This is a genomic window from Krasilnikovia sp. MM14-A1004, assembly GCF_047159485.1.
Taxonomy (GTDB): domain Bacteria; phylum Actinomycetota; class Actinomycetes; order Mycobacteriales; family Micromonosporaceae; genus Actinoplanes.
This window is the reverse complement of sequence record NZ_AP038773.1, coordinates 5634326-5659581: the sequence shown is the minus strand read 5'-3', so window position 1 is coordinate 5659581 and position 25256 is coordinate 5634326. Positions and strand designations below refer to the sequence as shown.

The window sequence follows — 25256 nt, the reverse complement described above, 5'->3', positions numbered from 1 at the left end:
GGGCCGCATGCATGGGCCCGGCCGCCTCGCGTTGCATCGGCGGGATGACATGACCGTACGTGTGCATGGTGACGGCTTTCTACTTGTCCAGCTCTGCCGTGGTCACGCGTCACGGACGTCGATGCGCAGTTGCGGTCGGCACGGACATCGCGTAGCTTTTCCGGCACGCCGTCGAGCCGAGAGGAGGTCAGAACAATGTCCGATGTTCTGCGCCCCCTCCGCGTGCCGGCGTACACGCGGATCTGACCCGGGGCGTTCGCCTTCCGGAGGATCCACCCATGACTGAACTGGTCATCCGTCCGCTCGTCGCGGGCGAGGAACAACTGTTCGACTCCATGCCCGACCCGCTCCCGCAGCTGCGCCAAGTCGGCTACGCCGACGGGATTGCCGCCGGCGGCTTCCGCCCCGAGCGCACCTGGATCGCGATCCGGGCCGGGCGAGTGGTCGCCCGGGCGGCGTGGGCCCTGCCGCCGGGGGCGGTCGGCGCACCGTGGCTGGACAGATTCGATCTGGACGCCGAACCCGAGGTCGGCGCCGCGCTGCTTCACGCCGCCCACGAGGCTCTCGGCGGCCCCGCCGTCTACTACGCCGCCGTGCCCGCGCACTGGCGGCGCCGAGCCGACGTGTTCGCCGTGGTCACGGCACCGATGGCGGCGGCCCGGCTCGCCGGGCTGATCGAGCGCGGAGAGCGGCTTCGCTTCTCCTGGGCCGGTACGCCCCTGCCCGCTGCCTCAGGGCGTTACACCTTCCGCCCGGCAACGCACACTGCAGAGATCAACGCCCTGGTCGCCCGCGTCGCCGAGCCGGATGTTCTGACCGGCGCTGAGACAGCGCGCACCGTCGCCGGGGTGGACCTGGCCACCGACCCGCTGGCCTGGCTGACCGGACCACCCGAAGACTGGCGGATCGCTCTCGGCGCCGGAGAACCGGTCGGCCTGGCCGGAACTGCCGGACACGCCTGCTACCCACAGCTGGCATACCTCGGCCTGCTCGATCCGGCGGCCCGCAGCGACCTGCTGGCCGAAGCGGTCCGAGTGCTGGTGTCGGGCGGCGCCCATGAGGTGGTCGCCGATGTCGACGCCCACCGCGTGGGCGTCGTGGCGGAACTGGAACGGACCGGCTTCCGCCAGTTGCGGGCGCGGGTCGCCTTCGAACCAGCCGCGCACCCGTCCCGTAGCACCATCGCGCCTGGTTCGTTCATCGCCGCCAACGACGAGACGGCGAGGGCTTCCATGGGCGACGCCTCCGCCGGGTAGGACCTCCGGCACTGCGATCCAGAATCGGCCTCCGGCGGCCAGGCTTCCAGCCCTGGACGCGGGCGACTCCGAGATGCCCGGCCCGATCGGCAGTTCGGCACGCACCGGAGGCAACCAGACCGCGCCTGCCCGGTCCGGTCGTATGTCCAGTAGGGCGCTCGACCTCGACCGGGCTGGCGCGGCCCGGCCGAGATAACCTTGCCAAGGTTCCGGCGAGATCGGACCAGAGCAGACTCAGCAGCTCGCCGCGCCGCAGCCCTGCTGTCGCCGCGCGCCCGGACCGCCTGGGCCGGATTGCGGGGAATCGGCTCGCGTCGCCGAGCCATCAGCGGACACGTCGACGCCCGGCACACCCGTCATGCGGCTTGGTGCCAGGCTTCGGCCCCGATCGAACGACTACTCTGACGATCACCATGGCTGTGGAACGCCGCTGACTGCGCCAGGGACGGGAACGGATGGACTGTGCCTGAGGACGCCGGGCTGTGGGAGATACGGCTGGGCATCTTCGCGACCGAACCGCAGGCCGATGAACTCGTCGAGCAGATTTCGCGGCTCCTGTGTCCGGATCCCGAGCACCCGCCGCCCTGTCCGATCCCGTGGTCCGTCGCCCGGCTGGAGGTCGACGTGAGCAGCGGGGACTATGCGGAGCTGCTCGAGCAGGCTCGCACCGAGGACGGGCACGAGCCGTAGCGCGATCATCATTGCGCGCGGGGTCAGGCTGCCGTCCGGTTTCCGGGAGCTGCGGCCGCTCTTGATCCGCGGGTCGTGGGCTCGTCTCCTTCGCGAGGCACCCGAATACCCATCGGCGGCCTTCAGCCGGGATGGTGCGACATCCCGAGCAGGTCGGGCAATGTGACGACCTGAGCCGCGTACGAGAGGCCGGCGCCGAATCCCACGAGCAGTGCGGGACCCGTCGTGTCGGCCAGAGCTGCCATCGCCTGGGGAATGGAGGCTGCGCCGGTGTTGCCATTGGTCGTGATGTCGGTGGCTACCCGGACGTGCGGGCCGAGTCCCAGGGCCTTGGCTGCGACCGAGGTGATGCGCAGATTGGCCTGGTGGGGGATGAAGGCCGCAAGGCCGGCCGCGGAGATGCCCGCGGCGTCCAGCGCGCGCCTGGCCAGCTGGGGAATGACGGAGGTCGCCCAGCGGAAGACCTCAGGGCCCGCCATCCGCAGGATGCCCGCCTCGTCGTACCGCAGCAGCTCGCTGCGGGAGCCGTCGGAGCCCCACACCACCGGGCCGATGCCGCACGTCTGCGCTGGACCGACGACCACCGCGCCCGCGCCGTCGCCGAAGAGGAACGCCGTGCCGCGATCGCGTTCGTCGATGATGTCTGTCATGCGCTCGGCGCCCACCAGGACCACGTAGTCGGCCGCGCCACTGCGGATGAGTGCGTCGGCGGTCGCGAGTGCGTACGGGAATCCGGCGCACGCCGCTCCCAGATCCATCGCGGCGGCCGCGGTGGCGCCCAGCGCGTCGGCCACCAGGGGTGCTGCGGTGGTCGCGCGGCCGCGGTGGGACATCGTTGCTACCAGAACGGCCGAGACGTCGTGCGGGTCGACGCCGGCGCCGGCAAGGGCCTTCGACGCGGCGGCCGCGGCCATCGTGACCAGGTCCTCGTCGGGTGCGGCGCGCCGGCGCGACTCGATGCCGCAGCGGCGGCGGATCCACTCGTCGCTCGAGTCGATCAGGGCGGCGATCGTCTCGTTGCCCACCTCGGTCCTGGGGCGGTAGGTGGCGACGCTCAGGATGCGCGACCCGGGGTGACCGGCGCGGCGCTGCAAAGGGTTGGCCATGGCCAATAATCCAAGCATGCCCGACTGGGTGCACTCCGAATGCTGGTTTCCTCGCCGGTAACAAAGCGTTAGGGCGAGCGCAGTGGAGCGGACCCGCGCTGCGGCCGGCCGAGCTCCGGGTCAGCGCGTGTGGGCGAGCCGCGCCGCGAGGGTCGGTACCACGATCGCTGCGGCGACGGTGTGCAGCGCGACCAGGGTTGCCGCGGAGCCCGCGTCGAACCCGAACGTGAGGTCCGGGATGAACGACAGCGCTGTCAGGGCGATCGTCGTCCGGATGAACGTGCGCCGCGGTCGGCGTGCCCTGCGCGCCATGACGGCGGCGATGGCGACGCCGACCAGCGAGAAGACCAGAGTCAACTGTGCGAACCCGGCGAGGGGGATGCTTGCGCCGGTGCTGTCGGCGAACGAGATCCCGGCGGCCGACGCGACCGCCGCGAGGCTGGTCGTTGCGGCTGAGGCGGCCACGGCCGCGGCGAGGCCGTGCTTCCAGACCGGCTGTCGCTCGACGGCCGGGGCCGGCGCGCTGGGGGTTACGTGGGTGGTGGCCTGGGCGGTGGCGGACATGACCGGCTCCTTTGCTTCGGCGGGCCGCCCGGTGCGACCCGCTCACATCTCCTCGACGAACGAGCAGTCACGGATTCGACAGATCGCGAGAAGAAATGTTCGGCGAAGCCCACCGCGCCCGGCGAAAAAGATCGTTCGGAATTTCCGCGGCGGGTTGTCGTATCGGCGCGGCCTCGTTCGTGGTGGTGTGGAAGGCGGTCGTCGGGACTGCCGGAACTGAGGAGGACTACGGTGGCGCACTACCTGTTGAGCGTGCACGGACCCGCCGAGCGGGACGAGTTCGGCACCTACGGCTCCAAGGAGGAGATGGAGGAGGCGTTTGCCGCCACCGGCATCTTCAATGACAAGCTTCGTACCGAGGGCTACTGGGTCTTCGCCGGTGGGCTCGCCCCGGCGTCGACGGCGACCGTCGTGGACGGCCGGGGTGAGACGCCGGAGATGACCGACGGCCCGTACCTGGAGACCAAGGAGATCATCGGCGGTTTCTGGGTCATCGACGCACCCGATCTCGACGTGGCGCTCAGGCTGGCGGCCGAGGGGTCCAAGGCTTGCCGGGGCAAGGTCGAGGTACGCCCGTTCGACGGCCTCGCCTGACCCCGGCTCGACGTCGACTGATCGATGCAGCCCGAAACGGCCGTGGAGCGGGTCTTCCGCGAGGAGTACGGCCGCCTGATCGCCTCGCTCGTCCGCCGCTTCGGCGACATCGACATCGCCGAGGAAGCGGCGGGCGAGGCGCTGGTGGCCGCGCTGGAGAGATGGCCGGAGACCGGCGTGCCCGCCAACCCCGGCGGCTGGCTCACCATCACCGCGGGCAACCGCGCGATCGACCGGATCCGCCGCGAGAAGCAGCGCGACGCCAAGCACCAGGCGGCTCTCATGCACCACGACGACACGCCCCACGAGCCCACCGGCCCGGTCGAGGACGATCGGCTACGGCTGCTGTTCACGTGCTGCCACCCTGCGCTGGCACCACAGGCGCGGATCGCGCTGACGCTGCGACTGCTGGGCGGGCTGACCGTGCCCGAGATCGCGCAGGCGTTCCTCGTGCCCGAGACCACGATGGCGCAGCGGATCACCCGCGCGAAGAAGAAGATCGCGGCGGCGAAGGTGCCCTACCGGGTGCCCGTGGCCGCCGATCTGCCCGCACGGCTCGGTGGCGTGCTGACGGTGCTGTTCCTGGTCTTCAACGAGGGCTACCTCGCCACCGGCGACGGCGACCCGGTGCGCGCCGAGCTCACCGGCGAGGCGATCCGGCTGGCGCGGATCCTGCGCCGGCTGCTCCCCGGGGAACCGGAGGTGACGGGTCTGCTCGGGCTGCTGGTGCTCACCGAGGCCCGGCGCGAGGCTCGCGTACGGAATGGGCAGCTCGTCCCGCTCGATGAGCAGGACCGCGCCGGCTGGGACCGCGCGCTGGTCGACGAGGGCCACGACCTGGTCCGCGAGTGCCTCGCGATCAACCGGCCCGGCCGCTACCAGATACTGGCCGCGATCAACGCCGTCCACACCGACGCCCGCACGGCGCCGGACACGGACTGGTCCCAGGTCGTCGCGCTGTACGACCAGCTGGCCCAGCTCGACCCGTCGCCGATCGTCGCACTCAACCGCGCGGTCGCCGTCGGGCAACTGGACGGCCCGGACGTCGCCCTGGCGCTGGTCGACCGGCTGCCCCTGACGGGCTACCACGCATGGCACGCCACCCGCGCCGACCTGCTGCGCAGGCTCGGCCGCAGCGCCGAGGCGAAACAGGAGTACAGCGCCGCGATCGCCGCCACCCAGAACTCCGCCGAGCGCGCCTACCTGCACCGCAAGCGCGGCGAGCTGGTCTGAGCGGTCCCGGTCATCCGGACGTCGGCGCCGTCGGCCTGCTGATCGACTTGCTGCTCATCGCCGGTACCGCGACAGAGGCAGCGTGGTCGAGCCTTGAACGCGGTGCGCTGCAGGTATCTTCACGTGGTGACGCTGCGCTCGGACGACACGGACCTCGCCACCGGAGCGTGCGGAATCGCGCGGCGCCGACCCGGCATGATGGTCGGGCCCGGCGAGATCGCCCGGTCCCGCCGTCCGCTGGGTGGCGTGCCGCTCGGTTGACGATGGTTGGTGAGCGAGACGGACGGGATGGTGCGAGGCGGCGGTTCGGTCAACCGTTTTCTCCCTCGGCGGATGTGGGGCTGGGTCGCGCGGCGCCTGGCGGCGCGTGCGTTCGCCGCCCGCATGGACCTGTCCGACCTGTCCCGGCTGCCGGACTCCATGCTGTGGCCGCTGCGCCGCGACGGCCTGGATCCCGTCGCGGAGCTGTCACGGTGCCGCGAGCACGAGCGGGTCAGCCCGTTGCCTCTGCCGTTCGGGGTACGGGCCTGGCTGGTCACCGGCCACGATGAGGTCAAGACGGTCCTCGGCCACGTCGACGGGTTCAGCAACGACTTCGCCAACCTCGCCGGTTCCACGGGGATCGGTGCGCGGCACGATCCCGGTGGGCTTGGTTTCGCCGACCCGCCGGTGCACACCCGGCTACGGCGCCTGCTCGCTCCGGAATTCACGATGCGGCGGCTGCGTCGCCTCGCGCCGCGCATCCAGGCCATCGTCGACGGCGTACTCGACGCGATCGAGCCCAGCGATGCGCCGGTGGACCTGTGGCGGTCGTTCGCCCTGCCGATTCCGTCGCTGACGATATGCGAGCTGCTCGGGGTGCCGTACGACGAGCGCGAGCACTTCCAGCGGCTGGCCACCGCCCGGTTCGACCTGACCGGCGCCGCCGGTGGCTCCCTGGGCGCGATCAGCGAGTCACTGTCCTACCTGAACGACCTGGTCGCCAGGCAGCGCCACGCGCCCGGCGACGGGCTGCTCGGCATGCTGGTCCGCGAGCACGGCGACGCCATCGACGACCGGGAACTGGCTGGGCTGGCCGACGGCCTGCTCACCGGAGGACTGGAGACCACGGCGAGCATGCTCGCGCTCGGCGCGCTGGTCATCGCCCGCGAGCCGCGGCTGAAACGCCTTCTCGCCGACGACCATCCCGACGCGGGGAGCGGGCAGGCGACCGCCCCGTTCGTCGAGGAACTACTGCGCTACCTGAGCGTGGTGCAGGTCGCATTCCCCCGATGCGCCATCCGCGACATCCAGCTCGGCGACGTCCGCATCGCCGCCGGTGACCTCGTGGCGTGCTCGCTGAGCGCCGCCAACCGCGCCGGCGTCTTCGGCGCCGACCCTGACGTTTTCGACCCGGCCCGACCGGCCCACCCGCACCTGGCGTTCGGCTACGGCGCCCACCGCTGTATCGGCGCCGAGCTGGCCCGCATGGAGCTGCAGGCGGCCTATCCCGCGTTGGTCCGTCGGTTCCCCCGCTTGCGGCTGGCCGTCGACCCCGGCGGGTTGGAGTTTCGCGACGCCTCCATCGTCTTCGGGCTGCAGGCGCTGCCCGTACTGGTCACCTGACTGCGGCCGCCCGGCGGGAACCGGCCGCCCGAGGGTCGTCTGGAACTGCGCATGACAGGTACAGAGTGCCAGTAAACGGACAACATCGGGCGAGGTTGCCGCGCCGGGCGGTGTGGTGGGCGACGCTGGTGACAGAGGTGTGCCCGGCAGGGCGGTTGCGCCGCGGAGGGCGGCATGAAGCGCGAGGATCGGCTCGGGGAAGGCAGGTCTCTGACCCACGGATGGTGGCGGGTCGGTGTGCTCGGGCTGTCCGTGCTGATCGTCATCCTGATCGGCCTTGTCGATCTCGCGACGCCTCCGGAGCTGACGGCGTTCGGGCTGTTCATCGTGGTCGGGCCGGTGCTCGCGGTCGTGTCCGCGCGTCCCCGGGCGGTAGCGGCCGTCGGAATGCTCGCCGCGCTGGTGGCCTGGGCCGTCTCCTCGTGGCAGGGACTGGGCGGAACCGCGCATCAGCAGGTGCGCCTGTGGGTGATCGCCGGGATGACGGGGCTGAGTGTCGCGGTCGCCGCGAGCCTGCGCGCGATGGAACGCCGCGCCGACGGGGCTGCCGAGCGGGAGTCGATGTTGGCTGCGATCGTGCCGTCGTCCCGGGACGCGATCGTCGCCGCGGACCTGCAGGGGCGGATCCTGTCGTACAACCATGGCGCCGAGCTGATGTACGGCTACACCGCCGCCGAGATGATCGGCCAGAGCGTCACGAAGGTGCTTCCGTCGGGGCCGGCTGCACGGCTGCCCGGAGTGCTGGCGCGGGTGGCTGCGGGCGAAGGTCTGTCCCACTTCCCGTCGCAGCGGCGCCGCAAGGACGGGACCATCATCGACGTGTCGACCAGCGTCTCCCCGATCCGTGACCGGCACGGCACGATCATCGGCGTGGCCACGATCTCGCGGGACCTCAGCGCGCGGCAACGGGCCGAGGAACAGCACCGGCAGATCATGGAACGCTCCGCTCACGTCGAGCGCCTGGAAGGTCTCGGCCAGCTCGCCGGCGGAATCGCCCACGATTTCAACAACCTGCTCGCGATCAACCTCAACTATCTCGAGTTCGCCCTCGAACAGACCACCGACCCCGGCACGTACGACGACCTGACCCGCGCCAGGAACAGCGCCGAACGCGCCGGCGACCTCACCCGCAAGCTCCTGATGTTCGCCCGCGAGGAACCCGGCAGCGCCGAGGACATCGACCTCAACACCATGCTCACCGGCAGCCACTCCCTGCTGCAACGGGTGATCGGCACCCATGTCGAGTTGGTGAGCCACCCGGCCGGCGAGCCCCTGATCGTGCACGCCGACCGCAGCCGCATCGAACATGCGCTGCTCAACCTGGTCATCAATGCCCGCGATGCCATGCCGCACGGCGGGATGGTCGTCATCGAGGGGAGCACCGTCTCGTTCGACGACGATCCCGCCTGCCAGCCGCCCCTGCCGCCGGGCCGGTACGCCGAACTGAAAGTCAGCAACACCAGCACCGAGAACGCCACGCCCGCGTACGAACCGTTGTCCACCGGCGGGACCCAGCACCACGACATGGGGCTCAGTCTGGCCACCGTTCACGGAATCATCACCGCAGCCGGCGGCGCCGTCACCGTCGATACCGAGTCCGGCGTGGGTGCCAGCATCCGCATGCTTCTCCCCTTGACCGCCGAGGGCGCGGGGGATCCGGGGCCTTTCGCCGTCGAGGGGTGAGCTCGGCAGGGCGTACGACCGGCTCATTCACACCATGGCGGCCGCTGTGGGTTGGATACCGTGGGCGGGTGTCGGTCGTGGAGATCTCGGATCTGGTCGTCCGCTATGACCCGGCGACCGGGGCGGCGTTGCCGGTGCGCCGCGCTGACGTGATCGGAGCCCTGCGCGCCGCGGGTGATCGACGCGGTGCCCGGATAGCGGCGGCGATACCGCACCACGACGGCGTGCTCGACGCTGCCGAGGTGGAACGGCTGCTGATTCGTACGCACACCGAACTGCAGCGGCTCAACGAGGAACTGCGCATCACCGAACAGATGGCCGAACTGCTCGCCCCGCTGCTGGCAGCGATCGGCTCGGATGGTGAGCGGCCGCTGATCGTCGACGTCGGCTGTGGCATCGGATACGTCATCCGCTGGCTTGCGGTCACCGGCGTACTCGGCGATGCCGACCTGTGCGGTGTCGACTTCAACGCCGGGCTGATCGCCGAGGCGACCCGGCTGGCCACCGCCGAGGGTCTGTCCTGCCGGTTCATCCACGGCGACGCGTTCGACCTGCCGAGTCGGGCGACCGTCTACATCTCCACCGGCGTCCTGCACCACTTGCGGGGGCGGCAGCTCTGTGCGTTCTTCCGGGCGCAGGCCGACGCGGGCGCTCGGGCGTACTGTCATTTCGACATCGCCGCCACCCGGCTGGCGCCGTTGGGCGCCTGGATGTTCCACCGGGCTCGGATGCGCGAGCCGCTGGGCCGCCACGACGGAGTCGCGTCGGCCCGCCGAGCCCACTCCGACCACGACCTGATGACCGCCGCCTCGCCGGTGTCCGGCCTCGTACCCGTGCTCTATCGGACGGTCCAGCACAGCAATCCCTTCTGCGCGTCGGTCAGGCCCATCCTCGGCGTACGCGAGCAGTACCTTCCGGCTCTGCGCACCGCTCTGGGCCCGGCCGAGCGGCACCTGACCACCCGGATCCCGCCTCCACGCCTGCCGTGGTGAACAGCGCGGTCGTCGTCCCGGCGGCGCTGGTCACGATCGCGATCGTCGACGGCGCGCTCGCCGGGTTCCGCGCGGCGACCGGACGCAACGGGCGCATCCGCAAACGCGACTACTACCGTCGCGCGGTGCTCCGAGGGCTTGCCGTGAGCACCGCCGCGCTCTGTGGCGTGGCTTCGCTCCTCGGCATCGTCCTCGCCGGCGCCTCCGATTCCCGAACCCGGTTTGCCGAGCTGACCCGTGCCGGAACCGCCATGCTGTGGGTCATCGGCCCGTACGCGACGATCGTGGCCGTCAGCGTGCGTCCCCGGTTACGCGGCGGGCTGGTCGTTGTCGATACGGGGAAGGGGATCGGGCTCGCTGGTGGCGACGACACGGTTGCGGCCCTCGCGCTTGGCGGTGTACAGGTTGCGGTCGGCAGTGGCCAGCGCCGTGGTCTGGTCGGCCGGGACCGTTTCGCTGACCCTGGCCACGCCGATGCTGACGGTCACCGGCAGCTCGCCGGTGATCGCCCGCCAGCCGTGGGCGCTGACGGCCTGCCGGATGCTGTCGAGCTGACCGGCCGCCACGGTCGCCGCTGTCGCGGACAGCACGAGGAGGAACTCCTCGCCGCCGAGCCGGGCGACGAAGCCGTCCGGCGCGACAGCGGCCAGTTCGGTTTCGAGCAGCTTGGCGACCTGGATCAGTACCTGGTCGCCGGTGTCGTGGGAGAGCTGGTCGTTGATGCGCTTGAAGTGGTCGATGTCGGCGATCGCCAGAACCAGATCCGGGTCCGCGGCGATCAGACTCGGCAGTTCCTCGTCGGTGTAGCGGCGGTTCCGCAACCCGGTCAGGGGGTCGCGGCGCCCCTGCTCCCGGAACCGTTCGGCTTCTTCGCGGGCTTCGGCGGTTTCGAACTGGACCCACCGGGTCTGAGCCTTCGCGTCGGCTTCCTCCGAACGCACGCTTTCCTGTGCGGCCATGAACTGTGCCTGCGCCGCGAACGCCGCGGCGAAGTCGCCACCGGCCGCGTGCAGTTCGGCCTGTTCCTGGTGCACCCGCAGCATGACCTGGGTCAGCTTTCCCTCGGCGCACAGCTCGCGTGAGGCGTCCAGGCTGGCCCGGGCCCGGTCCAGCTCACCGAGACGCCGCTGCGCGCAGGCCAGGGTGAGCAGGTAATGGGCCAGCGCTTCAGCCCCGTTGTGGGCGCCCGCCTCGTGCCGGGCGATGGCCAGCAGCATCGTCTGCTCAGCCTCGCCGTACTCGCCGTACTCGGTCTGGATCGCGGCGACCGTGTCGAGATCCGCGGGGTCCAGCTCGATGCCGTGCTCCTCGGCGTACGCCAGCAGACGGCCGACCACCTCGCGGGCGCGTGGGAATTCCCCGGCCTCGTACTCGCTGTAGGCCCAGTTGTTCAGCACGCGCGTCAGCAGCTGCCGCTGGTCGAGCTCGCGGGCGAGCTCCTCGGCCTGGCTGAAACGCAGCCGTGCCGCGCCCGGGTCACCGTTGTCGGCGAGGGCGTCCGCCAGCTTGGCGCGGTGCCAGACCTGCATGTACGGGGAGGCGTTCTCGTCGAGCAGCTCGACCGCGCTCAGCGCGTGCTCCAGGAAGTTCGCCATGTCTCCGGCGACCCGCCCGGCATAGGCGCATTGCAGGTGCGTACGGGCCTGGAGCCGGCGATCTCCGTGCGCAAGTGCCCACTGGTGGATGCGGTAGATCGTCCGCTGGGCGTCCGCCGACGGGTCGCCGGCGCGGACCAGCATGGTGGCTTTGAGGAACCTGGCCCGGACGGCGAGCAACTCATCACCCAGGGCCACGGCCTGCTGCTCGAGCTCGGCCACGGTGGCGAAGGCGGCCTCGGGGTGGTCGACGTCCTGATCCTCCAGTGCCTGCAGGGCAGCCGACAGCTCTGCGGCGCCGATCGCGATGCCGTTCATCAATCCACCTCCCACCCGGGCTTTTTACGGCCCTATCGGCATGCCGGGCGGTCGGCTGAAACAACAGGGCTGAGATCCGCGCATCAGCCGAGGCGCTCGGCCAGCGAGACGATGATCCCTTCCGGCCCCCGGATGTACGCCATCCGCCAAGCACCCTCGAACTCGCCGATGCCACCGACCAGCCCGTAGCCCTCGCTCGCCGCCCAGTCGACGGCGGCCTGCAGGTCGGCGACCTCGAAGGACACGTTCCGCAAGCCCAGCTCGTTCGCCATGGCGGCCGGCGAGCCCGGCACGGAGTCGGGTCGCACGAAGCGCGCGAGTTCCAGGCGGGCACCCTCATCGGGCGACTTCAGCATGACGATCTCGGTACGGGAGTCGGGAATGCCGCAGACCGTCTCCAGGAACTCGCCCTCGACGAACGCCCTGCCCTCGACCTCCAGGCCGAGCGCCACAAAGAAGGCGGTCACGACATCGAGATCCGCGACCGTGATGCCGACGTGGTCGAAGCGTCGTACATGTGGCATGAGTGCTCCTGTCGTCGAATCGACCGTATGTGCCTTTCAGCGCCGGAACCGACCGAGGGGGCCGGTCGTCACCCTCCGAACCTCGCAATTCGGCACAGGCGCACCGATCGTAGACACGAGCCGTCACGAGTGGGTGGCGACCGCTCGGCCGGGCGGAAAAATGGCGCGACATCCGTGATCCAGAGCCGGAGACTCGTCCGGTGATTCTCGCCGCCGTCCTCCGCCACGTGCGTCCCCCGTCGCCTCTGGCCGGGCGGCTCTCCGCCCAGTCACTGCTCTTCGCCCTCGGTGAGGGTGCCTTCATGACCGGCTCGGCGGTCTTCTTCACCCAGATCGTCGGGCTGTCCGCCGCCCAGGTGGGTCTCGGTCTGACCTGTGCGGGTATCGCCGCGTTCCTGGCGGCGTGGCCGATGGGCAAGCTGGTCGACCGCTTCGGGCCGAAGAGGATGTGGGCCGTCAGCGCGGCCGGGCAGGCGGCGATGTTCGCGGTCTGGCCCTTCATCACCAACTTCCACGGGTACGTCGCCATGGCCGTCGCCATGGAAGTCATCGGCGCCCTCGGCGGCACGGCGCACGGCGCGTACACGATCGATGTTCTGCCGCCCGATGAGCGGGTGAAGTCACGGGCCTACATGTACTCCGCGCTCAACCTCGGCTTCACCCTCGGCTCTCTCGCCGGGGGCATCGCATTGGCCTTCCACTCGAACGTCGTGCTGCACGCGCTGCCCTGGTTCACCGCCGTGGCCTTCCTGGTCAACGCCGCCGCTGTCAGCCGGCTGCCGCGGGCCGCGCACGACAACCGCACCCCCGCGGACCGCAAGGTGAAGGTGCCCGGGCCGGGACCGCTGCGTAACCCCGGCTGGCTGCTCACGAACTTCTTCGACGGGGTGTTCTGGACCAACCAGGTGCTGCTCAACGTGGTGATCCCGCTGTGGCTGGTCGAGGAGACCGACGCACCCCGGGTGCTGCTGGCCTTCCTGTTCGGCACCAACACGGTGATGTGCATCTTCCTGCCGATGGCGGCGGCACGCGGGGTCGACAGCATCTCCACCGCGCTGCGGGCGGTCCGGGTGTCGTCGACCTTCTTCGTGATCTCCTGCCTGATCACGCTGGCGACCCACGACACCGTCGGCTGGGTCACGATCGCCCTGGTCTGGTTGGGGCACGTCACCGTGACCGGGGCCGAGCTGTACCTGTCGGCCGCCAACTGGACGTTCGAGGCCGAGCTGATGGACCCGCGTCAGCGGGGCGCCTACCAGGGCGCAGCCGGCCTGAGCGGAACCCTCGGCAAGGTGTGGGCGCCGGCGGTGTACACGTTCCTCGCGATGAACTGGGGCGCGACCGGCTGGCTGGTGATCGCCGGCATCATCGTGGTGGCCACCATCGGGGTGCATTACTCGACCCGGATGGCGCGACGGTTCCTCGAAACGCACGTGCCTGCCGAGGTGTTGGCCGACGCGCGCGCCTCCGGCGCCGAGCCGGACGACGGCACCTCGGTCGAACCGCCCTCACTCGTCCCGACCGGCGAGCCGGTGCCGGACCAGATCCGCTGAACCCGGTCCGCTGAACCCGGTCCGCTGAAGTCAGTGTTCGGCGGTGGCGGTGAGGGTGATGAGGCGGGCGGCCTGGTCCTTCAGGCTGGCCGCGGCCATGAGGACGGTCTCGGCGGCCTCCGCCGAGGATTGGACCGCGCCGGCGACGGCCTGCATGCCGCCGGTCATCTCGGAGCTGGTCGCGCTCTGCTGCTGGACCGCTCCGGCGATCATGCCCTGCTGCTCGGCGACCGCGTCGATCAGCTCGACGATCCCGGAGATCCCGTCGGCAGCCTCGGTGCTCTCCGTCTGGATCCCCTCGATGATCTCCGAGATCTGCCCGGTGGCCTCCGCGGTACGCGCGGCCAGCTCCTTGACCTCGCCCGCGACGACCGCGAAGCCCTTGCCCATCTCGCCCGCCCGCGCGGACTCGATGGTGGCGTTCAGCGCCAGCAGTTTGGTCTGCTCGGCGATCTCGGTGATCAGCCGGGTGACGCTGCCGATCCGCTGGCTGGACTCCTGCAGCTGCGCCATCCGTCGGGTGGCGTCGCGGGCCGCCTGCACGGCGGCCGTGGTGCTGGACGAGGCGCTGGTGATCCCTCGGGAGATCTCCTTGATGCTCTCGGTCAGCTCGGCGGAGCCCTGCGAGACGCCCTCGGCCTGCTCGGAGCTGTGCCGGGCGCTGCTGACGAGTTCCTGCCCGGCCTCGGTCAGCGACATGCTGGCCGAGGAGAGTTCCTGGGCCAGGTCCTGCGCGAGGGCCTGGGTCCGGGACTGCTCCGTGGTGTCGATGTAGTTCATCAGGATGCCGCCGGCGAACCGGTCGAAGTTCGCGGTGCCCTGGAGGGGTTCGCCGGGCCGGCTCTGCCGGACGAAGGGGAACGTGTCGATGGTCCGTACGGTCTCCTGCAGGATCGTCCGCAGCCCCTGCAGCGCCTGCGGGCCCTGCGTCTGGACGATGCGCTCGATGGCCCGCACGGCCGCCTTGTTCCGGTACAGGGCCTCACCCGCGCTGTCCACGATCAACAGCGCGGCGGGCGCGTTGTCGAACGCCTCGAACAATGAATCCCCGAACAGAGCGAGGGAATGGGTACCCGTGCCCCGCGTCCGCCACCACTTGCGCATATCGACTCCGCCTCCGTTGGCCGTCGCGAGTGTTTTTCGGCAGCGCCGGGCCGAACTTGAGGGTGGCCGACCGCGATCGCCGAACCCGAGCGTGACCGCGCGAAAGTGTCAGACAATAAACCTCGGTGATCTCCTATGAGGAGCTTCCGTGGGCGGCGTACCGCTCGTCCCAGCGCTGGAGATCTTCGAGCACCCGGCGCACGCAGCGGCCGAGTGTCGACTCGTCGCCCCGGAAGATCGCTTCGAGGGGCAGCGAACTCACGTCGGGTAAGAGCCGTACGGGCTCCTCGTCCACGGTGTGCACGTGCGGCTCAACCATGTGTGCCTCCTGCGGCGCGTGACGAACGGCCCGGCTACCTGCGCCGTCATTGGCGAGGTCGGACGGTCGTCGCCGCCGGTGCCGGGCCCCGATGCGACGCAACCGTCGCTGAGAGGCGTTGAGCGGCGGAGGTCGAGGGCGAGCGACCACCGTACCGCGCCAGCTCTGGGCACCACGATACGTGGACACATATCGCTTTCCCAGCCTGTGGCGACAATGCGGGCCGTGGCGGCCCGGGGGCGTTACGGTGTGGTGCCGTGCGCCGCGTAGTTCTCGCCCGGCCGGCCGAGCTCCTCGTGGACGCGCCGCAGAGCGTTGTCCAGCACCGTGTCGTCGCTACTGAGGATCGTGTCCAGGGGCAGGGCGCGGAGATCAGGATTGACGTGATTCACGTCGCCGTCCGTGGTGTTCGCTGCCGCGTCGTCCATCCCTGCGCCCTCCACCTGTCCGCTTCCGGAGGGCGCCGAGGAGCGTCGCGCCGGCGCGTCGTCAGCGAAAATCCTATCGCCTGGCTGGGGGGTTCAGAGGTCACAACACGGTCATTCCCTGGTCCTGAGGGGACAGGGTGGACGGCGCGTTGTGTGCCTGCCACCGGTGGCGCCGGCGGGTGAGGGACTCGTCGGCGGCGGTGATCGCGGCGGCGGGCACCGGCACGGCCAGCAGCGCCGTCAACGCCGTGCGCAAATGACCTGCGAAGACACGGCCCCGCGGGGTGAGTTCGCCGGATCCCTCCAGTGCCGTCAGACCCACCTGCACCTGCGTACGGACGACGGCGAACTCGCGCGCCGCCTCCCGGGCGTGGCCGGGTGCCGCCAGCAGCGCGCGCCAGGTGTCGGCCACGCCGAGGAACGCGTACACGCCCTGGATCAGGCCGCCGGTGGGCCGGGCGTCGATCCGCCACGGCGCGAAATGGCGTTCGGAGCCGCCGGGGACCACGAGCGGGACCAGGTCGAGCAGCGCGCTGAGCTTCGAATGCTGGAACTCGTGGATCAGCGTCACCGCGAGCTCGGTGGCGGATCGCGGACGGGTCAGGCCCAGGGTGCCGAAGGCGTCGCGGGCGGTGCCGCTGCGCGCGACCCCACTGTCGTCCGTGGTCAGCGGCACCACCGAGCGCAGGCCCGCGATCAGCTCGTCCGCGCGTTCCGGCGCCCGGCCCGCCAGCAGGGACCAGGCTTCGGCGTACAGATCCTGCCAGGCGGCGAACTCGGCGTCGCTGAACCGGCCCGCCGGGGGTGCGTGGTAGCAGTCCCGATACGGGCTGCCGTCCTCGACCGCGACCGTCGCTACCCGATCGCCGTGCCGGGCCCGCAGGCGGCGCAGCGGCCGCCACCGTACGTCGTCGTCGGCGACGCGGACCGTGGCGGAGGCACCCGACACGGTCGCCCGTCCGCCCGCGACGGTGATCAGTGCCGGGCCGTCGCCGCAGCCCACCGCGGTGCCCAGGGTCGGCAGCGTCACCCTTCCCTGCCGCGTACGCGTGGACAGTTCGGCGTCGACGCCCGCGCGCAGCGCGGCGACGGCGGCGAGCGCGCCGAGCTGCGCCACGTCGTCCGCCAGGGGTACGGCCGACTCCGCGTGCCCGAGGTGGCGCCGCACCGTCCCGGCCAGCCACGCGCCGACCAGCGGGTCGTCCACCAGCTCGCTGACGGCCCGGCGGTCGCGCCGGTCCGCCTCGATCAGCACGTCGACGGCGCCGGCGTCGGCACCGGTCGTGCTCAGGTGGCGCAGCAGCAGCAGACGCTTGCTGCGCTGCGCCGCGGCGAGATCCGCGACCGCCGCGGGGCCACCGAGGCCCGAACCGAGGGCGGCGAACCGGTCGGGTGTCACCTCGTGATGCGCGATCATGGGCGGCTCCTCAGTCGGTCGTGCAGATCCGCCTCGACCCGCGCGGTGACGTGCCGGATCAGGCGCAGCATGTCGGCGCAGTAGACGGTCGGGTTGCGGAAGCCGTCGCCCGCCCGGAACCGGTGCGCGTAGTGCCCGCCGCCGCAGACGGTGTGCACCGGGCAGGCACGGCAGGTGTCGCTCAGCGCCCGGACGCCGATCTGCCGCGCGACGACGCCCGGCCGGTCCAGCGCCGCGTCGAACGGGTCGTCGAAGACGGTCAGCCCGGTCGCGCAGGCTCCGGGATAGGTCGACTTGAGGGAGTCGGCCTGCTCGATCGCGCCGTCGGTCTCCACCACGACGACCGCGACCGGGCTCAGTCCGATCTGCTCCGAGCGGCCGGAACCGCCCAGCGCCAGCGCGATGACGTCCTCGAACAGGCGGATGCTCGTCTCCTGGCGCGGCGCGCCGTACCAGCGGTCGAACACCGCGATCAGCCAGTCGGCGTGCGGGGTGGGTCCGGCGTGCGGGTGCCGGATCGGAGGCGACGACCAGTTCGCGTGCGGCAGGAGCAGGTCGATCGCGGGCGGAGCGTACGCCAGCAGCGCCTCGTAGCAGGCCAGCGGATCGGTCTCGGGGTCCACGGTGCACAGCATCCCCGCGAACGCGGACCGGTACGCCGGGCTGCTCAGCAGCCGCAGTGCCCGGTCGACCGCGGCGAAGCTACCCCGCCCGTCCGGCAGGCGCCGGTGCCGGTCGTTGTCCGCCTCGGCCCCGTCGAGGCTGACCCCGACCGTGACGCCGTTGTCCCGCAGGCGGCCCAGCATGCGCTCGTCGAGCAGGACGCCGTTCGTCTGGATCTGCACGTCCAGCCGGCAGTGTTCCCCGACCGTGGCACGGAAGTCACCAATCAGGGCGGCGAGGCGCTGCGCTCCGGCCAGCAGCGGCTCGCCGCCGTGCAGGATCAGGCGCATGGTGGTCAGGTCGTGCCCGCGCGCGTGCTCGGCCATGCGGGCGGCCGTCGCCCGCCAGGTCTCCGGCTCCATCGCCCGCGGTCGGGTCCGCCAGCTCTGGTCGGCCATCTCGTACACATAGCAGTAGTCGCAGGCCAGGTTGCAGCGCTGATGGACCTTGAGCACCACGTCGCGGAACGGCGTGGGCCGCCAGCCCGCCGCGCGCAGCGCCGCGACATCCAGCAGGCGGTCCGGCCACGGCGCCGGGCCCGAGCCCCGTCCACTGGGCATGGTCAGAACCATGGCGCCGATGATGCGCGACAGCGGACCAGCATGGGCTGATTCTCCTACAGGTCGGGTCCTAGGCCGTGTTTCGTAAGGGCGCCGATGTCGCGGCGTGGCGGTGATCGATAATTGAAGAGGTCTCCGGTAGGTGGTTTAGCGACCAAGCAAAACCGGAGACCGACCGGAGACCTCGTGCCGAGCGTAGCGGCAGTGAGGCGCCACGATCTCAGCGACGGGCAGTGGGCGGTGCTGCAACCGCTGCTGCCTGTGGTGACAGGTCGTGGGCGGCCACACAGATGGGCCTGCAGGCAGATCATCGACGGGATCCGGTGGCGGGTACGCACCGGGTCACCGTGGCGGGACGTGCCCTTGGCCTATCCGCCGTGGCAGACGTTGTACCGGTGGTTCCGCCGCTGGCAACGCGACGGTATCTGGGCGCAGATCCTGGCCGCGTTGCAGACCCGCGCTGATGCTCGTGGGTTGATCGGCTGGTCGGTCAGCGTGGACTCCACGATCAGCCGCGCCCATCAGCACGCGGCCGGCGCCCGCCGCGACGGCCAGGCGCAGAAGGAGCCGCCCGGCGGTGTGCAGACCGAACCCGCCGGGCACGCACTGGGCCGTTCCCGGGGCGGGTGGACCACCAAGACGCACCTGGCCTGCGAGCAGGGCCGCAAGGTCCTCGCAGTCCTGGTGACTGCCGGGCAGCGCGGGGACAGCCCGCAGTTCATCCCGGTCCTGCGCGGTATCCGCGTCGCCCGTGCCGGTGCTGGTCGGCCCCGGACCCGACCGGACCAGGTGCTGGCCGACAAGGCGTACACGTGCAAGGCCAACCGGGCCTACCTGCGTGCCCGAGGGATCCAAGCCTGCATCCCGAGCAAGGTCGACCAGGACGCTCACCGCAAGGCCAAGGGATCCAAAGGCGGGCGTCCGCCCGCGTTCGATCCCGACCTCTACCGGCTACGGCACGCTGTCGAGTGCGGCATCAACCAGCTCAAACAGCACCGTGCCATGGCCACCCGCTACGACAAGTTGGCCGTCCGCTACGAAGCCACCCTTACCATCGCCGCGATCAACCAATGGCTACGGGCCTTACGAAACACGGCCTAGACCGGTGGGGGCTCGATGTCACACTCGGCGGGCTTGCCGGCCACCGCGGTCGCCACCAGCGGATGTCCCGTGCCCAGCGTGCGACGGAGCTGATCGATGCTCCGGTCCAGCAGGGCGCGGGAATCCGGCGAACCGCGCGACATGAGGACGCCGAGATTGATCGCGCAGATCAGGGTGTCCGGGTGCTGTTCGCCGAGGATCCGCTTCGCGTCCTCCAGCGTCCCCGCCAGCCGGCGCCGGGCGATGTCCTCCTCGCGCGCCAGCACCAGGTCGTTGGCCACACCGACGGCCGCGGCGATCGTGTACGGATGGTCCGGCCCGACGACCTCCCGCAGGGCCTGGAAGCTGACCTCGCCGATCTGGCGTGCCTGGCGGCGTTCGCCGAGGGCGCGCAGGATGATCGCCTGGTTGGTCGCGGCGGCGAGGGTGAGCGGATTGCGGTCGCCGAACGTACGGCGGTAGCGGTCGACCGCCTCGCTGGCGAAGCTGGACGCCTTGTACACCTCCCCGTTCGCGTACAGGGAGTTGGCGTAGCTCATCTTGGCGGCCAGGGTCAGCTCGTGTTCGGTGCCGAGCGACTCCTGGCAGTGCAGGTACAGCTGGCGGCCCCGGTCGAGCGCCTCCGCCAGCCGTCCCGTCTTCCGCAGGCCCTGCACGATGGTGCGGGTGGCGGCCAGCAGGTGCGGGTGCCGCCGGACGAGCCGGCTCTGATAGGTCGGCCAGATCGACTGTTGCAGGTCCAGTGACGTGCCGTAGTCGCCCAGCCCGTACAGGTCGCGGGCCAGATTGGACACCGACAGCAGGGTCCGCTGGTGGTCGGGGCCGATCGCGGTGCGCCGCAGGCCGGTCAGCTCGGTGTCGATGTCGTGAGCGGCCCGGAAGTCGCCCACGGCCCGCAGACTGACCGCCAGGTTGTTGCGCGCCTGCAGGGTGGCGGTGTGACCGTCACCCCTGATGCGCTGGTACGCCTCCACGATCTGCCGGTCCCGGCGCAGGGCGTCGGCGTACCGGCCGAAGACCCGGTCGAGTACGGCCAGCAGGTCGGAGAGCTTCAGCGTGGTCGGGTGGTGGACGCCGTACGCGGGGTGCTCGACGAGCCGCCGCCAGCCCTCGTCGGCCAGCCGGTACGCCTCGCCGTACCGGCCCAGGTCCTTCAGCGCGGCGGCCAGGCGTTGCAGCGAGGCCAGCGCCTGTTCGTCGTCGGCGGCGCCGCTGCGCGTCCACTCATCCAGCGCGTCCCGGCTGAGGCGGCGGCTGCCCTCGAAGTCGCCGATCTCGGACAGGTAGGTGGCCTGGTCGATCAGCACCTGGCGGGCGGACGGGTCGGTGGCGTCGACCATTCCGGCCGGGCGCAGGTGCGGGCCGATCCGGCCGTACATGTCCCAGGTCAGGGGTGCGGTGGGGTTGCCGGGGTTGGCGGCCGACAGCAGGCGACGCGCGTTGGTGTACGCCTGCGCCCGCGCGTCGGCCGGTAGCGCGTCGCGGACGATCGCCTGCACCAGCCGGTGCACCTGCAGCGCCTGCCCGTCGTCGACGACCTTCACCAGGCCGTACCGGCGCAGCCGCCAGACGGCCTGTTCCAGGGCGTCGGGCAGCTCCAGCAGGCGGCCCAGCGGCGGCGGGATCGGCTGGCTGCCGCTGCGCAGCAGGGTCAGCGAGATCGGCTCGGCGCCGAGGCACGAGATCAGCTCCAGCAGCTGCGCGGTGCTGGCGGACTCCCGGCGGATCCGCTCGGCGGCGACGGTGACGGCGGTGGCGACGGGGATCCGGTAGTCGCCCGGGGCGGTGGACATCAGCAGGCGCAGCGCGGCCTCCCGCTCGTCCAGCTGCTGCAGGTAGTCGGCCACCGGCGTACGCGTCGCCGACTGCATGGCGGCCACCTGTTCCAGGGCCAGTGGCAGGTCGCCGAGCCGGGCGGCCAGCTGGTCCGCCTCGTCGCGCATGATCTGGTGCCCGCGGGCGCACAGCAGGTCGATGCTCTCCGGGCGGGTGAACACGTCGACCTCCAGCGCCCGCCCCTGGTTCAGCCAGGCGGCGTCGCGGGTGGTGACGATGAGGTGGCCGCCCGCCTGGGGGAGCAGGGGGACGATCTCGTCGGGTTCGTTGGCGTTGTCGTAGACGATCAGCCATCGACCGGCGCCGCTCTCCAGCCGGGCGAGCACCGTACGCGCGGTCTGCGCCATGTCGTAGCTGGCCGGCCACTCCCGGCGTTCACCCAGCGTGGCCAGCGCCGCCGTGGCGCGCGACGGGTCCTCGGCGGTGATCCACCAGACGATGTCGTACCGGTGCGCGTTGCGATGCAGGTACTCCACGGCGAGCTGCGACTTTCCCACCCCGGCGAGGCCGTGCAGGATCAGCGGTTGCCACGGCTCCTCGGCCAGCCGGCCCGCGATCTGGTTGAGCAGGTCGCGGCGGCCCGTGAAGGCGTGGTTGCGCTGTGGTGTGATGCCCGGCGGCAGCCCGTCGGCCGGTGGGGGAGCGGCCACGGCGTCGGTGAACTCGTCCAGGGGTTTGGGCGCGGGCGGCTGATCGGTCTGCTGACCGTCCACCATGGCCAGCCACAGCGCGTGGAACCGGCGTACCTCCTCCTCCTGGTCCGGGCGGTGCACCGCCATGATGGCGAGCTGGCGCACGACGGACTCCAATTTCGACCAGCGGACCCGGACGTCACCGCGGAGGATGGAGCCGACGGTCTCGTGACTGACCGTGTCGGGCATGTGGTTCTGGCGGCGGATCTCGGCGCTGACGCGGCGGTACGGCGGTCGCCCGGCGGCCCGGTAGAGCAGTTCCAGTTCCGCCTGGAGCTCCCCCTGCGGCACCCGCCACACTCCCTGATCCACACCGGCCTGGCCCCCGGTGGGCGGTCCGGCCCCCATCCGCTGACCGCCAACTAGCGTCAATTCGTGTCATGGACAGCATTCCATACCGGCCTGCCTGACGTAACCACTCGTAAACCTTTGGCGACGGACGGCAGATATCGATCTCGGGCGCTCCGGACCCCACACCATGGATTCAACGGTTCCTGTGTGGAGGGAGAAGCGACGATGCGTATGTACATCGACGAGCTGGCATTCATCGCGGTGCTGGTCACCGCGATCCTGCTGATCTTCGTGGTGGGTGTCGACCCCGCCGCGGTGACGGCGGTCGTCGACCTGGCGGTCGCGTGTCAGGCGATCCGGACCGCCCGGTCCGGCGGCCCCGAGGGTGAGGAGATCGGGCCGTGAATGACGGCCCGGCCGACTATGTGGGCGGTGGCTCGATGTCACACTCGGCGCGGCGTTGTTCCCCGGCCGCCACGGTTTCGGGGTGATCGACGCCGAGCACCTCGGTGAGACCGGCCACCGCCCGGTCGAGCAGTGTCCGCCCGGCGTCGTCGTCACCGTCCGCCATCAGGCTGAGAGCGGCGTTCACCTCACAGGCCAAGGTGTACGGGTGCCGATCGCCGCGCGAGGTCCGGGACGTCGTCAGCGCCGTGTCCGACCAGCGCCGGGCGCCCGGCGCGTCGCCGGCCGCGGCGTAGTCGTTCGCCAGGCCACTGATCACGCACAGGGTGTAGCCGTGCGTGTCACCCAGCACCGTCCGCATCCGCGCGTAGGTGCGCTCGTCGAGCCGGCGGGCCCGGTCGTGATCGCCCGAGGCTCGCAGCACGACCGCGAGGTTCGACGTCGCGGCCAGGGTCAGCGGATGATCGTCGCCGAAGACCCGCAGGTACCGGTCCACCGCCTCGGCCGCCAGCCCGCGCGCACGTGCCAGGTCGCCGGTGACCCGCAGGCTGTTCGCGAGCGTCATCGCGGCCGCCAGCAGGTGCTCGTGCTCCTGGCCGTACCGGTTGATGGTGTCCAGGTAGTGCTCCTCGGCGGCGGCCAGCGCCTCTGTGTACCGGCCGACCTTGCGCAGGGTCACGGCCATCGTCCGGCCGGCCAGCAGGACCCAGGGATGCCGGGGGCCCAGTTGCTCCCGGAACGGCGACAGCACGCGCTGCTGGAGCACCAGCGCCTCCGCGTACCGGCCGAGGCCGTAGAGGTCGCGGGCGAGGTTCACCTGGGCGAACAGCAGGCGGAGGTCGTTCTCGCTGACGTTGCGCTGCCAGGCGTCGACCGCGTCGGCGTCGATCCGGTACGCGCCGGGGAAGTCGCTGAGCATGCGCAGGTTCACCGCGAGGTTGCCCTCGGCGGCCAGCGTCGCCGGGTCCTCGGGGCCGAACAGCCGCCGGTACCGGGCGACCGTGTCCTCGTCCACCTCCAGCGCCTCGCGGAACTCGCCCGCGACCCGCCGGTTCGGCGCCAGCTCGGTGGCGGCGTCGAGGGTGTACTCGTGGTCGGGGCCGAACTCCGCGCTGTTCTTCAGCCGTTCGAAGGCGTCCTCGATGAGGATGCGGGCCCGCTCGTTGAAGCCGAGCAGCCGCAGCACGGCGGCGAGGTTGCGGCTGGCCCGCAGCGTCAGCTCGCCGTCCGGGCCGAGATCCGCCGTGCCCTCGGCCTTCGACCAGGTCCCGACGGCCGTCTCGCCCAGCCGGCGGGCGCCCTCCAGGTCGCCGATCTGCTGCAGGTACCGGGCCTGGTCGAGCACGACCCGGCGGGCGTCGATCATTTCCGAGTCGACCAGGTCGGCCGGGCCGATGTGCGGGCCGATCTCGGCGTGCACCGGCCAGAACTCCTCCACCTCGGGATAGCCCGGGTTGGCGGAGGCCAGCATGCGGTGCACGTTCGTCCGGCTGCGCTCGATCGCGTCGGAGTCGAGGACGTCGTGCAGCACCAGCTGGAACAGCCGGTGCACCTGGACCCGCTTGTTGGCGTCCACCCGGGCCAGGCCGTACCGGCTCAGCTGGCGGATCGCGCGGTCGAGTTTGATCTGGTCGCTCAGGGCCTCCTTCAACGCGGCGGAGACGCGCGCGTCGCGGCCCCGGCGCATCAGCCCGCCCGAGATCGGTTCGGCGCCCAGCCGCGCGAACAGTTCGAGCAGTTCGGCCGTCGCGGGCGCGGTGGCGCGCAGCTGGTCCAGCGCGAGCTTCACCAGCGCCGCGATCGTGGTGCGGTACGAGTCGTGCTGGCCCGGCGCCAGCTGGCGGACCCGGACGTCGAGCTCGGCCAGATACTCGTCCACGGGCATGCCGGTGGCGGACTGGCACGAGGCGGCCTGGTCCAGGGCCAGTGGCAGGTCGCCCAGCCGGGCCGCCAGCCGTTCGGCGTCGGCGGTCGAGACGTCGACGCTGCGCTTCTGGACCAGCTCGATGCTCTCCGGGCGGTCGAACACGTCGACCTCGATCGGATCCCAGACGTCCGACCAGGTCTGGTTGCGTGAGGTCAGGATGACGTGGCCGCCGCCCTCGGGGATCAGGTTGGCGACGTCGTCGGGCTCGTTGGCGTTGTCGTAGATCAGCAGCCACCGCAACGACGAGTGGGCCAGCTGTTCGAGGACCAGGCCCGCGGTGTGCTGCAGGTTGGCGGTCTCCGGGGTGCCGAGCCGTCGGCCGAGGTCGCGCAACGACTGCAGGACCAGGGTCTGGTGCTCGGCGGGGATCCACCACACGACGTCGTAGCGGTCCGCGTACCGGTAGGCGAACTCCACCGCCAGCTGGGTCTTGCCGACGCCGCCGAGCCCGTGCAGCGCGTGCGGGAGGACGGAGGCCTTGGACCGCCGGTCGAGCGCACGTTGGAGGGTGAGCAACATCGTCTCGCGGCCGGTGAAAGCGGGGTTCCGCAACGGGACCCCGTCCCAGATCCGCAGTGGATCGGGCTGCCCCGCCGTCGATCGGTTGTCCGCCTGCGGCACCGCTACCCGCGGGTCAGTCACCGGGATCCCGCTCCCTATGCGTTGGGGCCGGACGCGGGCGCCCGCGATGTGCCGAGACACCCTCCTTCCGACCATCTTCCGACGGACGCAAACCAGCAGAATCGTAGCATTCAGACCTGACTTCTACGGCCATACCGCGTCTTGCCAGGCGAGCCCAT

General features: G+C 71.2%; 22 protein-coding genes. 11 read left to right on the top strand and 11 right to left on the bottom strand.

Translation table 11 applies throughout. The features are described 5' to 3' along the window. Positions 1-278: 278 nt before the first annotated feature. Both ACMCNN_RS24260 and ACMCNN_RS24255 read left to right on the top strand, forming a co-directional pair. Positions 279-1256 (top strand): acetyltransferase, encoded by a 978-nt coding sequence (locus ACMCNN_RS24260; protein ID WP_412742817.1) that lies wholly within the window; start codon positions 279-281, stop codon positions 1254-1256. Between the two features lie 462 nt (positions 1257-1718). Next, entirely contained in the window at positions 1719-1946 is a 228-nt protein-coding gene (locus ACMCNN_RS24255; RefSeq protein ID WP_412742816.1) for a hypothetical protein, read from the top strand. A gap of 122 nt (positions 1947-2068) precedes the next feature. On the opposite strand, the gene ACMCNN_RS24250 is transcribed toward ACMCNN_RS24255, so the two are convergent. Together ACMCNN_RS24250 and ACMCNN_RS24245 are read right to left on the bottom strand one after the other, a co-directional pair. Then, positions 2069-3052, bottom strand: coding sequence for a beta-ketoacyl-ACP synthase 3 (locus tag ACMCNN_RS24250; protein WP_412742815.1), 984 nt, complete (start codon positions 3050-3052; stop codon positions 2069-2071). 120 nt (positions 3053-3172) lie between these two features. Beyond that, positions 3173-3616, bottom strand: coding sequence for a DUF6069 family protein (locus ACMCNN_RS24245; protein ID WP_412742814.1), 444 nt, complete (start codon positions 3614-3616; stop codon positions 3173-3175). 231 nt (positions 3617-3847) lie between these two features. On the opposite strand from ACMCNN_RS24245, the gene ACMCNN_RS24240 reads away from it, so the two are divergent. From ACMCNN_RS24240 to ACMCNN_RS24215, 6 genes are all read left to right on the top strand, one after another. Beyond that, positions 3848-4210 (top strand): YciI family protein, encoded by a 363-nt coding sequence (locus ACMCNN_RS24240; RefSeq protein ID WP_412742813.1) that lies wholly within the window; start codon positions 3848-3850, stop codon positions 4208-4210. Between the two features lie 24 nt (positions 4211-4234). Then, positions 4235-5443, top strand: coding sequence for an RNA polymerase sigma factor (locus tag ACMCNN_RS24235; RefSeq protein WP_412742812.1), 1209 nt, complete (start codon positions 4235-4237; stop codon positions 5441-5443). 126 nt (positions 5444-5569) lie between these two features. Continuing rightward, a complete protein-coding gene (locus ACMCNN_RS24230; protein ID WP_412742811.1) occupies positions 5570-5704 on the top strand; it encodes a hypothetical protein in 135 nt (44 codons plus the stop codon). A 9-nt stretch (positions 5705-5713) separates the two neighbouring features. Continuing rightward, positions 5714-7048 (top strand): cytochrome P450, encoded by a 1335-nt coding sequence (locus tag ACMCNN_RS24225; protein ID WP_412742810.1) that lies wholly within the window; start codon positions 5714-5716, stop codon positions 7046-7048. A gap of 174 nt (positions 7049-7222) precedes the next feature. After that, the gene (locus ACMCNN_RS24220) at positions 7223-8731 is read left to right on the top strand and encodes a two-component system sensor histidine kinase NtrB (protein ID WP_412742809.1); all 1509 of its coding nucleotides are present in this window, start codon (positions 7223-7225) and stop codon (positions 8729-8731) included. 68 nt (positions 8732-8799) lie between these two features. Next, positions 8800-9723 carry a class I SAM-dependent methyltransferase gene (locus ACMCNN_RS24215; RefSeq protein WP_412742808.1) on the top strand — a complete coding sequence of 308 codons (924 nt, stop codon included), beginning with the start codon at positions 8800-8802 and terminating at the stop codon, positions 9721-9723. A gap of 308 nt (positions 9724-10031) precedes the next feature. On the opposite strand, the gene ACMCNN_RS24210 is transcribed toward ACMCNN_RS24215, so the two are convergent. Together ACMCNN_RS24210 and ACMCNN_RS24205 are read right to left on the bottom strand one after the other, a co-directional pair. Then, positions 10032-11636, bottom strand: a complete 1605-nt coding sequence (locus tag ACMCNN_RS24210; RefSeq protein ID WP_412742807.1) for a diguanylate cyclase — start codon at positions 11634-11636, stop codon at positions 10032-10034. Between the two features lie 83 nt (positions 11637-11719). Beyond that, positions 11720-12160 (bottom strand): VOC family protein, encoded by a 441-nt coding sequence (locus ACMCNN_RS24205; protein ID WP_412742806.1) that lies wholly within the window; start codon positions 12158-12160, stop codon positions 11720-11722. Between the two features lie 200 nt (positions 12161-12360). Here ACMCNN_RS24205 and ACMCNN_RS24200 point away from each other — a divergent pair, with 200 nt between their 5' ends. After that, a complete protein-coding gene (locus tag ACMCNN_RS24200) occupies positions 12361-13713 on the top strand; it encodes an MFS transporter (RefSeq protein ID WP_412742805.1) in 1353 nt (450 codons plus the stop codon). Positions 13714-13743: 30 nt separating this feature from the next. On the opposite strand, the gene ACMCNN_RS24195 is transcribed toward ACMCNN_RS24200, so the two are convergent. From ACMCNN_RS24195 to ACMCNN_RS24175, 5 genes are all read right to left on the bottom strand, one after another. Further along, complete coding sequence (locus ACMCNN_RS24195) at positions 13744-14817, bottom strand: methyl-accepting chemotaxis protein (protein WP_412742804.1); 1074 nt, start codon at positions 14815-14817, stop codon at positions 13744-13746. 133 nt (positions 14818-14950) lie between these two features. Next, positions 14951-15136, bottom strand: a complete 186-nt coding sequence (locus ACMCNN_RS24190; protein ID WP_412742803.1) for a hypothetical protein — start codon at positions 15134-15136, stop codon at positions 14951-14953. A 242-nt stretch (positions 15137-15378) separates the two neighbouring features. Next, positions 15379-15564: an FxSxx-COOH cyclophane-containing RiPP peptide gene (gene fxsA / locus ACMCNN_RS24185; protein ID WP_412742802.1), complete on the bottom strand. Its 186-nt coding sequence runs from the start codon at positions 15562-15564 to the stop codon at positions 15379-15381. A gap of 100 nt (positions 15565-15664) precedes the next feature. Then, a complete protein-coding gene (locus tag ACMCNN_RS24180) occupies positions 15665-16981 on the bottom strand; it encodes an HEXXH motif domain-containing protein (protein WP_412742801.1) in 1317 nt (438 codons plus the stop codon). Continuing rightward, positions 16978-18216: an FxsB family cyclophane-forming radical SAM/SPASM peptide maturase gene (locus ACMCNN_RS24175; RefSeq protein ID WP_412742800.1), complete on the bottom strand. Its 1239-nt coding sequence runs from the start codon at positions 18214-18216 to the stop codon at positions 16978-16980. The genes ACMCNN_RS24180 and ACMCNN_RS24175 overlap by 4 nt, the downstream gene beginning before the upstream one ends. A gap of 192 nt (positions 18217-18408) precedes the next feature. On the opposite strand from ACMCNN_RS24175, the gene ACMCNN_RS24170 reads away from it, so the two are divergent. After that, positions 18409-19305: an IS5 family transposase gene (locus tag ACMCNN_RS24170; protein ID WP_412742799.1), complete on the top strand. Its 897-nt coding sequence runs from the start codon at positions 18409-18411 to the stop codon at positions 19303-19305. On the opposite strand, the gene fxsT (ACMCNN_RS24165) is transcribed toward ACMCNN_RS24170, so the two are convergent. Then, entirely contained in the window at positions 19302-22124 is a 2823-nt protein-coding gene (gene fxsT / locus ACMCNN_RS24165; RefSeq protein WP_412742798.1) for an FxSxx-COOH system tetratricopeptide repeat protein, read from the bottom strand. The genes ACMCNN_RS24170 and fxsT (ACMCNN_RS24165) overlap by 4 nt on opposite strands. A 225-nt stretch (positions 22125-22349) precedes the next feature. Between fxsT (ACMCNN_RS24165) and ACMCNN_RS24160 the strand changes: the two genes are divergently transcribed. Continuing rightward, complete coding sequence (locus ACMCNN_RS24160) at positions 22350-22529, top strand: hypothetical protein (RefSeq protein WP_412742797.1); 180 nt, start codon at positions 22350-22352, stop codon at positions 22527-22529. 16 nt (positions 22530-22545) lie between these two features. Here the strand turns inward: ACMCNN_RS24160 and fxsT (ACMCNN_RS24155) are convergent, their stop codons facing one another. Next, positions 22546-25098: an FxSxx-COOH system tetratricopeptide repeat protein gene (fxsT, locus tag ACMCNN_RS24155; protein WP_412742796.1), complete on the bottom strand. Its 2553-nt coding sequence runs from the start codon at positions 25096-25098 to the stop codon at positions 22546-22548. Between the last annotated feature and the right edge of the window lie 158 nt (positions 25099-25256).

Excerpts from the sequence above, each read along its gene's own strand:
- ACMCNN_RS24160 (WP_412742797.1), top strand. The coding sequence starts at position 22,350 with ATGCGTATGTACATCGACGAGCTGGCATTCATCGCGGTGCTGGTCACC.
- ACMCNN_RS24175 (WP_412742800.1), bottom strand. The coding sequence starts at position 18,216 with ATGGTTCTGACCATGCCCAGTGGACGGGGCTCGGGCCCGGCGCCGTGG.
- ACMCNN_RS24250 (WP_412742815.1), bottom strand. The coding sequence starts at position 3,052 with ATGGCCAACCCTTTGCAGCGCCGCGCCGGTCACCCCGGGTCGCGCATC.
- ACMCNN_RS24190 (WP_412742803.1), bottom strand. The coding sequence starts at position 15,136 with ATGGTTGAGCCGCACGTGCACACCGTGGACGAGGAGCCCGTACGGCTC.
- ACMCNN_RS24210 (WP_412742807.1), bottom strand. The coding sequence starts at position 11,636 with ATGAACGGCATCGCGATCGGCGCCGCAGAGCTGTCGGCTGCCCTGCAG.
- ACMCNN_RS24235 (WP_412742812.1), top strand. The coding sequence starts at position 4,235 with ATGCAGCCCGAAACGGCCGTGGAGCGGGTCTTCCGCGAGGAGTACGGC.
- ACMCNN_RS24260 (WP_412742817.1), top strand. The coding sequence starts at position 279 with ATGACTGAACTGGTCATCCGTCCGCTCGTCGCGGGCGAGGAACAACTG.
- ACMCNN_RS24195 (WP_412742804.1), bottom strand. The coding sequence starts at position 14,817 with ATGCGCAAGTGGTGGCGGACGCGGGGCACGGGTACCCATTCCCTCGCT.
- ACMCNN_RS24180 (WP_412742801.1), bottom strand. The coding sequence starts at position 16,981 with ATGATCGCGCATCACGAGGTGACACCCGACCGGTTCGCCGCCCTCGGT.
- fxsA (WP_412742802.1), bottom strand. The coding sequence starts at position 15,564 with ATGGACGACGCGGCAGCGAACACCACGGACGGCGACGTGAATCACGTC.
- ACMCNN_RS24245 (WP_412742814.1), bottom strand. The coding sequence starts at position 3,616 with ATGTCCGCCACCGCCCAGGCCACCACCCACGTAACCCCCAGCGCGCCG.
- ACMCNN_RS24220 (WP_412742809.1), top strand. The coding sequence starts at position 7,223 with ATGAAGCGCGAGGATCGGCTCGGGGAAGGCAGGTCTCTGACCCACGGA.
- ACMCNN_RS24205 (WP_412742806.1), bottom strand. The coding sequence starts at position 12,160 with ATGCCACATGTACGACGCTTCGACCACGTCGGCATCACGGTCGCGGAT.